Origin of the sequence: Nocardiopsis sp. TNDT3, from assembly GCF_003427465.1 — a bacterium.
GTDB classification, from domain to species: domain Bacteria; phylum Actinomycetota; class Actinomycetes; order Streptosporangiales; family Streptosporangiaceae; genus Nocardiopsis; species Nocardiopsis dassonvillei.
The window spans coordinates 1-13,792 of the sequence record NZ_QPFC01000102.1; the positions used below are offsets into that span (position 1 = coordinate 1).

Annotated in this window: 10 protein-coding genes; 1 reads left to right on the top strand and 9 read right to left on the bottom strand. The window is 74.1% G+C overall.

What is annotated here, in order from left to right; all coding sequences use genetic code 11:
* The first annotated feature begins 277 nt into the window (after positions 1-277).
* Positions 278-1,282, top strand: coding sequence for a LacI family DNA-binding transcriptional regulator (locus DQW06_RS02875; RefSeq protein WP_071623176.1), 1,005 nt, complete (start codon positions 278-280; stop codon positions 1,280-1,282).
* A 194-nt stretch (positions 1,283-1,476) separates the two neighbouring features.
* Here the strand turns inward: DQW06_RS02875 and DQW06_RS02880 are convergent, their stop codons facing one another.
* From DQW06_RS02880 to DQW06_RS02920, 9 genes are all read right to left on the bottom strand, one after another.
* A complete protein-coding gene (locus DQW06_RS02880) occupies positions 1,477-4,329 on the bottom strand; it encodes an RNA helicase (protein ID WP_013152554.1) in 2,853 nt (950 codons plus the stop codon).
* A gap of 12 nt (positions 4,330-4,341) precedes the next feature.
* The gene (locus tag DQW06_RS02885) at positions 4,342-5,238 is read right to left on the bottom strand and encodes a diacylglycerol kinase family protein (protein ID WP_013152553.1); all 897 of its coding nucleotides are present in this window, start codon (positions 5,236-5,238) and stop codon (positions 4,342-4,344) included.
* Positions 5,239-5,551: 313 nt separating this feature from the next.
* Entirely contained in the window at positions 5,552-5,839 is a 288-nt protein-coding gene (gene tatA, locus DQW06_RS02890) for a Sec-independent protein translocase subunit TatA (protein WP_071621852.1), read from the bottom strand.
* Between the two features lie 118 nt (positions 5,840-5,957).
* Positions 5,958-6,647, bottom strand: a complete 690-nt coding sequence (locus tag DQW06_RS02895; protein WP_117197904.1) for a response regulator — start codon at positions 6,645-6,647, stop codon at positions 5,958-5,960.
* A complete protein-coding gene (locus DQW06_RS02900; RefSeq protein ID WP_117197905.1) occupies positions 6,644-9,142 on the bottom strand; it encodes an ATP-binding protein in 2,499 nt (832 codons plus the stop codon). The genes DQW06_RS02895 and DQW06_RS02900 overlap by 4 nt, the downstream gene beginning before the upstream one ends.
* Positions 9,142-9,753: a potassium-transporting ATPase subunit KdpC gene (kdpC, locus tag DQW06_RS02905; RefSeq protein ID WP_117197906.1), complete on the bottom strand. Its 612-nt coding sequence runs from the start codon at positions 9,751-9,753 to the stop codon at positions 9,142-9,144. The genes DQW06_RS02900 and kdpC overlap by 1 nt, the downstream gene beginning before the upstream one ends.
* Positions 9,754-9,781: 28 nt before the next feature.
* Positions 9,782-11,953 (bottom strand): potassium-transporting ATPase subunit KdpB, encoded by a 2,172-nt coding sequence (gene kdpB / locus DQW06_RS02910; RefSeq protein ID WP_117197907.1) that lies wholly within the window; start codon positions 11,951-11,953, stop codon positions 9,782-9,784.
* The gene (gene kdpA, locus DQW06_RS02915; protein ID WP_117197908.1) at positions 11,950-13,620 is read right to left on the bottom strand and encodes a potassium-transporting ATPase subunit KdpA; all 1,671 of its coding nucleotides are present in this window, start codon (positions 13,618-13,620) and stop codon (positions 11,950-11,952) included. Before kdpA ends, kdpB begins: the two co-directional genes overlap by 4 nt.
* Positions 13,620-13,709: a potassium-transporting ATPase subunit F gene (locus tag DQW06_RS02920; RefSeq protein ID WP_117197909.1), complete on the bottom strand. Its 90-nt coding sequence runs from the start codon at positions 13,707-13,709 to the stop codon at positions 13,620-13,622. Before DQW06_RS02920 ends, kdpA begins: the two co-directional genes overlap by 1 nt.
* Between the last annotated feature and the right edge of the window lie 83 nt (positions 13,710-13,792).

Genomic DNA, 13,792 nt, shown 5'->3' on the forward strand with positions numbered 1-13,792 from the left:
GTGGCGTGCGCCACCCGGACGCCTTCCTCCGTCCACGCGCCCCCGATTCCCCTTCGCCGACGGGGAGGCGTCTGCGGCGTTCCCGCTCACCGGCCGGGGTCGCTGGGGCACAATGGGACCGCGCGTGCCCGGACCTCCCTGAGCCCCCGGGCGGGGCACCGCGCGCGGCGCCCCGCCCCCGTGCCGGGGGGCCGCGGACGGTGTCGGGACGAGGGGGTTGGTAGCGGTGGACCACAACGGCGGTCGGCCCACGGCGGACCCGGTGCGCCGGGCCACCATGCGCGACGTCGCGGCCCTGTCCGGGGTGAGCGTCAAGACGGTCTCGCGCGTGGTCAACGACGTCTCCACCGTCTCCGAGGAGCTGCGCGACCGCGTCATGCGGGCCGTCGCGCAGCTGGACTTCCGGCCGAACCTGGCCGCCTCCAGCCTGCGCCGCACCGACGGCGCCACCCGCCAGATCGCCCTGCTGCTGGAGAACGTGGCCAACCCCTTCTCCGCCACGCTGAGCCGGGCGGTGGAGAACGTGGCCCGCGAGCACGGCACCCTGGTCCTGTCCGGGAGCCTGGACGAGGACCCCCGGCGCGAACTGGAGCTGGTGCGGGCGGCCACCCTGCACCGGGTGGACGGCATCCTGCTGGTCCCGGCCGCGCCCGACCACGCCTACCTGCACCGCGAGATCCGCACCGGCACCCCGGTGGTGTTCGCCGACCGCCCGCCGCGCGGCCTGGACGCCGACGCGGTCATGGCCGCCAACGCCGAGGGGGCCCGCGAGGCGGTGCTGCACCTGGCCGACCACGGGCACACCGAGATCGCCTTCCTGGGCCACGATCGCGGGATCAGCACGGCGGGCGAGCGCCTGGCCGGCTACCGGACCGCCCTGGACGAGCGGGGCCTGCCCGAGCGCCCCGGGCGCGTGGTGTGCGGCCTGGGCGGCTCCGCCGCGGCGGCGCGGGCGACCGTTGCGCTGCTGGACTCCGCGCACCCGCCCACGGCCCTGTTCACCGCCCAGAACCTGGTGACCATCGGCGCCATCCAGGCCCTCCAGGAACGCGGCCTGCACGAGCGCGTCGCGGTGGTGGGCTTCGACGACTTCCCCATGGCCGACCTGCTCACGCCCCGGGTGACCGTGATCGCCCAGGACGTGATGGGCATCGGCGCCCTGGCGGTGCGGCGGCTCTTCGCGCGCATCGCGGGCGACGACGGCCCGCCCCGCGAGGAGCGGGTGCCCACCGCGCTCGTCGTGCGCGGGTCCGGGGAGATCCCCCCGCCGGACCCGCGTTGACGGCCCTCCCGGGCCCGTACTCGGACTCGGGCTCGGGAGGAGCGGACCCGGACGTGCCCGGAGCGGCGACCGGACGGGGCCGCCGGGACGACCCTGCTCCCGGGGGCGCCGCCGACGGCCCGTCGCGCCGCCGGGGGGCCAGGCCGCCGCAGGCCGGAACCCCCGGTCACACCGGCGACGGTCCGGTCGGCGCGTCAGGTGAGCGAGGAGTAGGCCACCACCCCGCGCCGCACCAGGTCACCGGCCTTGCGCGCGGTGGTGCGCACCTCGGCGTCGCCGCTGGCCCCGGCGATCTGGCCGAGCATGTCCACCAGCATCTTGGCGGTGCGCACGAAGTCACCGGCGGGCATGTCCGCCTGGCGCAGGATGGCGTCCAGCCGGTCGCCGCCCGCCCACCGGTGCGCCGTCCACACGAAGCCCAGGTCGGGCTGGCGCAGGAACGACACCCGGTGCCGGGACTCGACCTCGGACAGCTCGCCCCACAGGCGCACCATCTCCGCGAGCGTCTCGTCCACCCGCCCGCCGGGCAGACGCGGGTAGGCGTCGTCGCCCCGGCGCGCCTCGTAGACCAGCGAGGCGGCGCAGGCGGCCAGCTCGACCGGGGTCAGCCCCTTCCACAGGCCGCGGCGCAGGCACTCGGCCACGAGCAGGTCCAGTTCGGAGTAGACCTTGGCCAGCCGCGACCCGTCGTCGGAGACGCTGTCCTCCTCCAGGTACCCCAGGTCGTCCAGCACCCCGCACACGCGGTCGAAGGTGCGGGAGATGACGTGCGAGCGCCCCTCCACCCGGCGGCGCAGGCCGTCGGTCTCCCGGCGCAGGCGGAAGTAGCGTTCGGCCCAGCGGGCGTGGTCCTCGCGGTCGGCGCACCCGTGGCAGGGGTGCTGGCGCATCTCCCCGCGCAGGCGCAGCACCTCGGAGTCCTCCCCCGCGTCGCGCGAGCCCCGCTCGTAGACGGGGTCGGTGCCGCGCTCCTTGAGCTTGTTGCGCAGCGTGGAGGCCAGGTCCTGGCGCGAGCGCGGCGACTTGGCCGAGAACGACTTGGGCACGCGGATGCGCCCGGAGGGGTGCACCGGCACGGTGAAGTCGCTGGCGTTGACCCGCTTGACCTGCTTGTCCACGGTGAGCACCAGGGGCGCGGGCAGGTCGTGGCGCAGCCCCGGGTCCAGCACGACCGCGTGTCCGGAGTAGCGGCCCGAGGGGATGCGGATGATGTCGCCGGTGCGCAGCTTCTCCAGGCTCTCCAGGGCCTCGTCGCGGCGCCGGGCCGAACGGTTCTTGGAGAGCATGGACTCGCGGTCGCTCAGGGCGCGGCGCAGCGCGGCGTACTCCATGAAGTCGCCCAGGTGGCACTCGGCCGCCTGGGCGTAGCCCTCCAGGGCCTCCTCGCTCTTGCGCAGCTGTTTGACCAGGCCCACGACGGCGCGGTCGGCCTGGAACTGGGCGAAGGACGCCTCCAGCATGTTGCGGCTGCGCTGACGGCCGACCTGGCCGACCAGGTTCACCGCCATGTTGTAGGAGGGCTGGAAGCTGGAGTTGAGGGGGTAGGTGCGGGTGCCCGCGAGGCTGGCCACCGACTCGGGGTCGGTCCCGGCCTGCCACACGACCACCGCGTGGCCCTCCACGTCGATGCCGCGCCGCCCGGCGCGTCCGGTGAGCTGCGTGTACTCGCCGGGGGTGAGCTGGGCGTGGGTCTCGCCGTTCCACTTGTCGAGTTTTTCGATGACCACCGTGCGCGCGGGCATGTTGATGCCCAGGGCAAGGGTCTCGGTGGCGAACACCGCGCGGATGAGGCCGCGCGAGAACAGGTGCTCGACGATCTCCTTGAAGGTGGGCAGCATCCCGGCGTGGTGGGAGGAGATACCCGCCTCCAGGGCGCGCAGCCACTGCTCGAAGCCGAGCACGGCCAGGTCGGCGGGCGGGATGTCGGCGCACCGCGTCTCGGCGTACTCGCGGATCTCGTCGGCCTCCTCCGGGGTGGTGAGCACCAGCCCGGCCGCCAGGCACTGGCGGACGGCGTCGTCGCACCCCGCCCGGCTGAAGATGAAGGTGATCGCGGGCAGCAGGCCGTCGTCGTCCAGCTCCTCGATGATGGTGGGCCGTGAGGGCGGCGCGAACCGCGAGCGCGGCCGCACGTTGCCGCGGGCCCGCGACTGCGGGTGGCGGCGCCGGTTGGCGAGCTGGGTGATGCGCGAGTCCTCCTCGGCGAACCGGGTCAGCCGGGGGTTGATCCGCAGCTTCTGCCCGCCGACCTCGATCTCGCGGGGCTGCCAGCCCTGGCGGCGGCGCTCACGCCTGCGCTTCTTGGCGCGCCCGGTGGAGCCCTCCCGCTCCTCCCCGTCCCCGGACCCGGGGCCGGTGTCCTCCTCCATGTCCACGAACAGGTCGTGGACGCGGTTGCCGACCATCACGTGCTGCCACAGCGGCACGGGCCGCTTCTCGTCGACGATGACGGTGGTGTCGCCGCGCACCTGCTGGAGCCACTCGCCGAACTCCTCGGCGTTGCTGACGGTGGCCGAGAGGGCGACCATGCGCACCGACTCGGGCAGGTGGATGATCACCTCCTCCCAGACCGCGCCGCGGAAGCGGTCGGCGAGGTAGTGCACCTCGTCCATCACCACGTAGGCCAGTCCGCCGAGGGTGGACGAGCCCTCGTAGAGCATGTTGCGCAGCACCTCGGTGGTCATGACCACCACGGGCGCCTCGCCGTTGACGCTGTTGTCACCGGTGAGCAGGCCGACCTGGTCGGCGCCGTAGCGCTTGACGAGGTCGTTGTACTTCTGGTTGGACAGCGCCTTGATGGGCGTGGTGTAGAAGCACTTGGTGCCCTCGCCCAGGGCCAGGTGTACGGCGAACTCGCCGACCACGGTCTTGCCGGAGCCGGTCGGCGCGGCCACCAGCACCCCGTGGCCGTTCTCCAGCGCCTTGCAGGCCCGGATCTGGAAGGGGTCGAACTCGAACCCGTAGAGGCCCTGGAAGGCCTCGATGGCGGCGCTGGAGGACCCCTGGCGCCGACGGAAGGCGGCGTACCGCTCAGCGTGACTACTCATATGGCCTCCAGCCTATGAGGTCAGCTCCAACATCTCGACCGCTTTGGGGGTCACCTCGCAGACCAGTGGCGGTTCCCCGACGCGTTCACCGTCGGCGTAGGCGACGCCCGCCGCGCCGCGGATGGTGACGGTGCGCCCGCGTTCGACCACCACCTCGTCGAGGCCGGTGTGGCTGCCGTTGAAGACGCGGGGGAACACGCTCAGGAAGCGGCCGATCGGGGCCTGGCGGACGAAGACCACGTCGAGGAGGCCGTCGTCGGGGACGGCGTCGGGGCACACGTGCATGCCGCCGCCGTAGGCGCTGGTGTTGCCGACCGCGACGAGCATCCCGGGTTCGGCGATGCGGCGCCCGTCCACCTCGATGTCGTAGTCGATGGGGTGGAAGGAGCGCAGCTCGGCCAGGATTCCGGCCACGTACCCCGCGCGGCCGATCCGGTGGCGGAACCCGTTGACGCGCTCATTGACCCGGGCGTCGAAGCCGCAGGCCAGGACGCTGAGGAAGTAGCGCTGCGTGCCGTCGGCCAGGGTCAGGCGCACGGCGTCCGCGGGGCGGGTGCGCCCCCGCAGGACCGCCTCGGCCACGTCCCTGGCCGACCCTCTCGGGCGGCCGAAGGCGCGGGCGATGTCGTTGCCGGTCCCGGTGGGGACCACGGCCAGGGGGACCCCGGTGCCCACCACCGCCTGCAGGGCCTGGTGGACGAGCCCGTCCCCGCCCACGGCCACGAGCGCGTCGGGGCGGTCGGAGGCGGCCAGGCGGGCCATGCGGCGGCTGTCGGCGGCCGAGCGGCCGGTGTAGACGTGCACTCTGGCTCCCGCCTCGCGCAGCGCCTCCTTGAGGCGTACCGCGACGACGGCCGCGCGGCGCCGCCCGGAGTTGGGGTTGACCAGGAGGGCGATGTGTGGGGGCATGGGAGTCCTAGCGGGAACGGGGGCGCGGGGTGCGCCGGAGCGCGCCGTGCCCGGTGCGCTCGTCTCCCGTCGGCCACGGGGGCGGGAACGGCGCACGGCGGTGTGGCTACGGGCTTCCCGAACCGGACCGCGGGCCCGGCCGGGGTACCTGATGGGTCACACTACCCACACCGGCCCCGCCGCCGCACCAGCCGGCCACCAGGTTTCTGGCGGCCCCGTGCGGCGCCCCGCCGCTCCCGCCGAAGGCCCCGGATTTCGGTCATCCCGGATCACGCCCCCGCGCATCCCCGAAGGAAGGGCCCGCGAGGCGGCCTCAGCTCCCGGCGGTGTGGGGCCGCGCGGTGCCGTACTCCTCGGCGGTCATGATCCTGCCCTCCAGCGTCGGCTGCGCGACCGGCTGCTGGGGCTGGGGCTGCGCGGCGGCCCGCTCCGGCTCGGCGGGCCGCGCGCCGTCGGCGTCGTCGTGCATGCCCTTGGTCTCGGCCTTGAGGATGCGGGCGCTGCGGCCCAGGGAGCGCGCCAGGTCCGGGAGCTTCTTGGCTCCGAACAGCAGTAGCGCGATGACCAGGAGGATCAGGATCTCACGTGCCCCGAAACCCATCGTTCTCACTTCCTTCTTCCGCGGCGTGCCCCGTGGCACGGCCTCCTCGGCTCGGGTGCCCGGTCCCCCCGGGTCCACGGCCGCTCAACACAACGATGAACCACGCATGCGGCGCTTGTCATCCGGGGGGCTGGAAACGGTACCCCATGCCGGGCTCGGTGATGAGGAACCGCGGCGCCTTGGGGTCGGGTTCGAGCTTCTTGCGCAGCTGGGAGACGTACAGGCGCAGGTAACCGGTGTCGGTGACGTGCTCGGACCCCCACACGTCCGCCAGCAGCCTCTGGCGTGTGACGAGCTTCCCGGCGTGGCGCATGAGGATCTCCAGGATGCGCCACTCGGTGGGGGTCAGCCGCACGCCCTCCGCGCCCGAACCGCCCTCGCGGGTCACGGTCCTGGCCGACAGGTCCACGGTCAGCTCCCCCAGCCTGACGAGCGGTTCGGCGTCGCCGCCCGCGCCCCGGCGGGTCAGGGCCCGCACCCGCGCCAGGAACTCGTCGATGGCGAAGGGCTTGGTGACGTAGTCGTCGGCGCCCGCGTCGAGCGCCTGGACCTTGTCCACGGAGTCGGTGCGCCCGGAGACGACGAGGATCGGGGCGCTGGTCCAGCCGCGCAGCCCCTCGATGACCTCCACCCCGTCCAGGTGCGGCATGCCCAGGTCGATCACGTACAGGTCCGGGCGCTGGTCGACGGCGGCGTTGAGGGCGTCGGCGCCGTTGGTGGCGACCACGATGTCGTAGCCGCGGGCGCGCAGGGTCACCCTGAGGGCGCGCAGGATCTGCGGGTCGTCGTCGGCGACGAGGATCCTCACGCGTCCTCCCCAGGGTCGGGGCGCTCGGCCAGGGGCAGGGAGATGACCATGGTCAGCCCGCCGCCGGGGGTGTCCTCGGCGGTGAGCCGCCCGCCCATCCCCTCCACGAACCCCCGGGACAGCGCCAGCCCCAGGCCCAGGCCCGTGGTGTTGTCGGTGTCGCCCAGCCGCTGGAAGGGGACGAAGAGCTGGTCGAGGCGGTCCGGGGAGACGCCCGGGCCGTGGTCGATCACCCGGATCTGGGCGGCGGCGCCGAAGGCGCTGGTGGCCACGCGGGCCCCGCGCCCCGGCGGGGAGAAGCGCACGGCGTTGGCCAGGAGGTTGACGATGGCCCGCTGGAGCAGCCCGGCGTCGGCGCGCACGGCGGGCAGGTCGGGGTCCAGTTCCAGGTCCACGTCGGCGGGGCCCAGGCCCAGCTCGTCCAGCGCGGGCAGGATCACCTCGTCCACGTCGGTGTCGTGGGCGGAGACCGCCAGCACGCCCGCCTGGAGCCTGCTGACGTCCAGCAGGTCGGTGACCAGGGCGGTGAGCGTGGCCAGGCTCTCCTCGGCCGTGGCGAGCAGTTCGTCGCGGTCGCCGGGCGACCAGTCCACCCCGGACAGGCGCAGGCTGCTGACCGCGGTGGTCACGGCGGCCAGCGGACGGCGCAGGTCGTGGCTGACCGCGGAGAGCAGGGCGCTCCTGACCTGGTCGTTCTCGGCGAGCGGGCCCACCTCGCTGGCGGTGGCGCGCAGGTCCTGGTGTTCGAGGGCCGCGTCGATCTGGGTGGCGATCACCTCCAGGAGCCGCCGTTCGGAGGCGCCGAGCTCGGCGCCGTGGAGTTCGAGGCTGGCGCGCTCGCCCACGGCCACGACCGTGGGTTCGGCACCGGGCGGGGCCTCGCCCGCGGAGCTGAGGACCGCACCGTCCGAGCGCAGCCGCACCGCGTCCAGGGCGAAGGCCTCGCGGGTGCGGCCGACCAGGGCCCTGAGGGCGTCCTGGCCGCGCAGGACGCTGCCCGCGACGGTGGCGAGCAGCTCGAACTCGGCCCCGGCCCGCTGGGCGGCGCGGGTGCGGCGCGCGGCCTGGTCGACGACGTAGCTGACCAGGACCGCGTTGAGGGCGTACAGGACCAGGGCGCCCAGGTGGACGGGGTGGTCGATCCTGATCTGCAGCACCGGTTCGATGAACAGCAGGTCCAGCGTCACGGCCGACATCACGGCGGTGTAGAGCGCGGGCCAGATGCCGCCGACCAGCGCCACGACCACCACCAGCAGCTGGTAGGTCAGCACGTCCGCGACCAGCGCCTCCGGGCTGCGCTCGGCCGCCAGCATCCAGGTCAGGAGCGGTCCCGCCACGAGCGAGAGCGCGAACCCGGCCAGGCGGCGCCGCAGGCTGAGCGCCCCGCCCAGGCGCGGCAGGGCCGGACCCCTGGCGGCCGCGGCGTGGTTGACCATGTGCACGTCGATGGGGCCCGACTCGCGGATGACGGTCGCGCCGACCCCGGGTCCGGTGAGCGCGGTGAGGAGGCGGCCGCGGCGGCTGATGCCGATGACCAGCTGCGTGGCGTTGACCGCGCGGGCGAACTCCACCAGCGAGCGGGGGATGTCGTCGCCGACCACCTGGTGGAAGGTGCCCCCCAGCCGCTCGGTCAGGACGCGCTGGGCGGCGAGAGCCTCGGGACGGGCGTCGCGCAGGCCCTCCTGGCCGCTGACGTGCAGGGCCAGGAGTTCGCCGCTGCCCGAGCGGGCGGCGATGCGCGCGCCCCGGCGCAGCAGCGTCTCCCCCTCGGGGCCGCCGGTGAGGGCGACCACGACGCGCTCGCGCGCCTCCCAGGTGCTGTCGATGCGGTGTTCGGCCCGGTAGTCCATCAGCGCGCTGTCGACCTCGTCGGCCAGCCAGAGCAGGGCCAGTTCGCGCAGCGCGGTGAGGTTGCCCAGGCGGAAGTAGTTCGACAGGGCGGCGTCGATGCGCTCGGCAGGGTAGACCCGGCCCGCCGCGAGCCGGTCGCGCAGGGCCTGGGGCGCGAGGTCGACCAGCTCGATCTGGTCGGCCGCGCGCAGCACCCGGTCCGGGACGGTCTCGCGCTGGGGCGCCCCGGTGATGCGCTGGACCACGTCGTTGAGGGACTCGATGTGCTGGATGTTGACGGTGGTGATGACGTCCACGCCCGCGGCGCACAGCCGCGCCACGTCCTCCCAGCGCTTGCCGTGGCGCGCGCCCGGGGCGTTGGTGTGGGCGAACTCGTCGACCAGGGCGACCTGCGGCCGCCTGGCCAGGACGGCGTCCAGGTCCATCTCCGTCAGGCCCACGCCCCGGTGGGAGACCGCCGTGCGGGGGACGGTCTCCATCCCGTCGAGCAGGGCGGCGACGGCCTCGCGGCCGTGGGTCTCCACGATGGCGACCACCACGTCGCGGCCCTCGTCGCGCAGGCGCCTGCCCTCCTCCAGCATGGTGTGGGTCTTGCCCACTCCCGGGGCCGCCCCGAGGAAGACCCGCAGCCGTCCCCGCCTCATCAGCTTCCCCACCGGTCGAGCGCGATGTTCAACTCCAGGACGTTGACCCTCTCCTCGCCGAGGAATCCCAGGTCCCGGCCCTCGATACTACGCCCGACCAGGGCCCGCAGCTCCCCCTCGGGCAGGCCGCGCGCCTCGGCCACCCGCGGCACCTGGAGCAGGGCGTACTCGGGGCTGATGTGGGGGTCCAGACCCGAGGCGGACGCGGTCAGGGCGTCCATTGGGACGCGGTCGGGATCCACTCCCTCGAAGGCGGCGACCGCCTCCCGGCGCTCCTCGACCGCCGCGACGAGCCCGGGGTTCTCCGGGCCCAGGTTGCTGCCGCCGGAGGCCCCGGCGTCGTGGCCGTCCCCGGCGGCCGAGGGCCGGGACTGGAACCACTCGGGCAGGGGACGGCCGTCGGAGCCGGTGAAGGACTGGCCGATCAGCGCGGACCCCACGACCGTCCTGTCCGGCGCGCGCAGCAGCGAGCCGTCGGCGCGGGCGGGCATGAGGGTCTGGGCCAGGAGCGTGGCGGCCAGCGGGTAGGCCAGGCCGAGCACGAGGGGCAGGACCAGCACCGCACGGAGGGCGGCGCCGAACTGGCGCAGGATGGCGCGTGTGGAGCTCATGGTGGGTGTTGCCTCCCGTGGGAGCGCGTCAGAATCCGGGGAGGAGGCTGACGACGCGGTCGATCAGTGCGATGCCGGCGAAGGGGGCGACCACGCCGCCCAGGCCGTAGAGGAGCAGGTTGCGGCTCAGGACGCGGGACGCGCTCAGCGGCCGGTGGCGCACGCCGCGCAGGGCGAGCGGGATCAGGACGACGATGACGAGCGCGTTGAACACGACCGCGGACATGACGGCCGAGGCCGGAGAACCCAGCCCCATCACGTTGAGCGCGGCCAGGCCGGGGAAGGCGCCCGCGAACAGCGCGGGGATGACGGCGAAGTACTTGGCGACGTCGTTGGCGATGGAGAAGGTGGTCAGGGCGCCGCGGGTCATGAGCAGCTGCTTGCCGATCCGCACGACGTCGATGAGCTTGGTCGGGTCCGAGTCCAGGTCGACCATGTTCCCGGCCTCCTTGGCGGCGGAGGTGCCGGTGTTCATCGCCACGCCCACGTCCGCCTGGGCCAGGGCCGGGGCGTCGTTGGTGCCGTCGCCGGTCATCGCGACGAGGGCGCCGCCCTCCTGCTCGCGGCGGATGAGGGCGAGCTTGTCCTCGGGGGTGGCCTCGGCGAGGAAGTCGTCCACCCCGGCCTCGGCGGCGATCACCCGGGCCGTCAGCGGGTTGTCGCCGGTGACCATGACGGTGCGGATGCCCATCGCCCCGAGTTCGGCGAACCGTTCGGCGATGCCCTCCTTGACCGCGTCCTTGAGGTGGACCACCCCGAGGACGCGGGCCCCTCCCCCGGGTTCGCGCACGGCGACGGCCAGCGGGGTGCCCCCGCCCTGCGAGACGTCGACGACCAGCGCCTCCAGGTCGGTGCGCACCACGGCGCCGACCGGGCCCTCCTCACCGACCCACGCGGTGACCGCCGAGGCGGCCCCCTTGCGGATGCGGGTGCCGTCGGGCAGGTCCAGGCCGCTCATCCGCGTCCGGGCGGTGAAGGGCACGACCTCGCCCCGGGCCGCCGGGCCGACGTCGGCCCCCCGCGCGGCGGCCAGCTCCACGACGGAGGTGCCCTCGGGCGTGGGGTCGGCCAGGGAGGACAGGGCGGCGGCGCGGACCAGGTCCGCCTCGGGCATGCCCTCCAGTGGCAGGAACGCGCTCGCCCTGCGGTTGCCGTGGGTGATGGTGCCGGTCTTGTCGAGCAACAGGGTGCTCACGTCCCCGGCGGCCTCCACGGCCCGGCCGGACACGGCCAGGACGTTGCGGCGCACGAGCCGGTCCATTCCGGCGATGCCCACGGCCGAGAGCAGGGCGCCGATGGTGGTGGGGACGAGGCACACCAGGAGGGCGACCAGGACGGGCACGCTCACCGGCGCGCCCACGTGGGCGGCGATCGGGCTCAGGGTGAGCGCGACGACCACGAAGACGACCGACAGGCTCGCCAGCAGGATGTTGAGCGCGATCTCGTTGGGGGTGCGCTGGCGCGAGGCGCCCTCGACCAGGGAGATCATCCGGTCCACGAAGGTCTCCCCCGGCCGGGAGGTGACGCGCACCACGATCCGGTCCGAGAGCACCCGGGTGCCGCCGGTCACGGCGCTGCGGTCGCCGCCGGACTCGCGGACCACGGGGGCCGACTCGCCGGTGATCGCCGACTCGTCCACCGAGGCGATGCCCCAGACGACGTCGCCGTCACCGGGGACGAGTCCACCGGCCGAGACCACCACGACGTCGCCGGGGGCCAGCTCGGAGGAGGCGACCGGGTCCGTCACCGCGTGCTCGGCGGAGGGGTCGGCCGCGGGGTCGTAGGCGCGGACCCGGTTGGCCGTGGTGCTGGTGCGCGTGCGGCGCAGGCTGTCGGCCTGGGCCTTGCCGCGCCCCTCGGCCACCGACTCGGCCACGTTCGCGAACAGGACCGTCAGCCACAGCCAGACGGCGATGGCAGCGGTGAACCCGACCGGGACCGGGGAGCCGCCGGAGGGCTCGGGACCGCCGAGGAAGGGCTCGGCGACCGCCAGGACGGTGGTGAGCGCCGCGCCCGCCTCGACGACGAACATGACGGGGTTGTGCCGCATCGACCTGGGGTCGAGCTTGCGCAGCGCGCCGGGCAGGGCCGCGGCGAGCTGGCGGGGGCCGAAGGCCCGCCGGGCGTTCCTCGGGGCGGGACCGTCGCCGGTCGGCCGGTCGGTGTCGGGGGCGTGCGTTGTCAGGGACACGGTGCTCACAGTCCTTCCGCCAGGGGGCCCAGCGCGAGAACGGGGAAGTAGGTCAGGGCGGTCACCAGGACGGTGACGCCCACGAGCAGGCCGACGAACTGCGGCCGGTGGGTGGGCAGGGTCCCCGGTGTGGCGGACACCCTGTCCTGGGCGGCGAGGGAGCCCGCCAGGGCCAGGACGAACACGACGGGTACGAACCGGCCCAACAGCATGGCCACGCCCAGGGCGGTGTTGAACCAGGGGGTGTCGGCGGTCAGCCCCGCGAAGGCGGAGCCGTTGTTGTTGGAGGCCGACGTGAACGCGTACAGCACCTCCGAGAGCCCGTGCGGTCCGGTGTTGAGGAGGGAGGTGGCCACGACGTCGGCGCGCACGGCGGGGACGGCGAAGCTCAGCGCCGTACCGGCCAGCACCAGGGTCGGGGTGACCAGGATGTACAGGCTGGCGAGCTTGATCTCCCGCGGCCCGAGCTTCTTGCCCAGGTACTCGGGGGTGCGCCCGACCAGCAGGCCGCCGACGAACACCGCCAGGACGGCCAGCACGAGCATCCCGTACAGGCCCGAGCCCACACCGCCCGGCGCGACCTCGCCGAGCATCATGTTGACCATGGGCATCATGCCGCCCAGCGCGGTGTAGGAGTCGAACATCGAGTTCACCGCTCCGGTCGAGGTCAGCGTGCTCGCCGACCCGAACAGGGTGGAGGCGTACACGCCGAACCGCTGCTCCTTGCCCTCCCAGGCGCCCCCGGCCGCCTCGGGCGCCGTGCCCGCGCCGTGGGCCTCCAGGAGGGTGAGCGCGGTCAGGGAGGCGGTGAACAGGACGGCCATGGCGGCGAGGATCGCGTAGCCCTGCCGGTGGCTGTCCACCATCCGCCCGAAGGCGCGCGGAAGGGTGAACGGGATGATCACCATGAGCAGGACCTGGAACAGGCTGGTCCAGGGCGCCGGGTTCTCGAAGGGGTGCGCCGAGTTGGCGTTGAAGAACCCGCCGCCGTTGGTGCCCAGGATCTTGATGGCCTCCTGGGAGGCCACCGGGCCGCCGGGGACGGTCTGGGTGGCGCCGGTGAGGGTGGTGGCCTCGGTGAAGCCGTTGAGGTTCTGCACCACGCCGCCCGCGACGAGCACCAGTGCGGCCAGCAGGGAGACGGGGAGCAGGAGACGCAGCGTGCCGCGGGTCAGGTCCACCCAGAAGTTGCCGATCGTGCCCGAGCGGCGGCGGGCGAAGCCCCGGACGAGGGCGACGGCGACGGCGATCCCCGTGCTCGCCGACACGAAGTTCTGGACGGCGAGCCCGGCGAACTGGACGGTGTAGCCCAGGGTCAGCTCCGGCGAGTAGGACTGCCAGTTGGTGTTGGTCACGAACGAGGCGGCCGTGTTGAAGGCCAGCCCCTCGGGGACCGGCGGCAGGCCCAGCGCGTGGGGCAGGACGTGCTGGAGGCGCTGGAGCAGGTAGAGCAGGACCAGGCCCACCGCCGAGAAGGCGAGCACGGCGCGCAGGTAGGCGGGCCAGGACTGCTCGGAGCGGGGGTCCACGCCGACCAGGCGGTAGAACCCGCGCTCGATCCGCAGGTCCTTGGGCGAGGTGAAGACCCGGGCCGTGTAGTCGCCCACCGGGCGGTACAGCAGGGCCAGGACCAGGGCGAGGGCGGCGACGGGCAGGGCCGCGAGGAGCACCGTCATCAGAACCGCTCCGGTCTGATGAGGGCGCACACGAGGTAGGCGATCGCGGCCACCGCGAGCGCGGCGGCCAGGAGGTCGAGGACGATCACAGCTTCTCGACCCCCCGGCCGATCACGCCCACGAGCGCGAACACGGCGAGGGCGCCGAGGAGGTAGACGGCGTCGAGCACGGT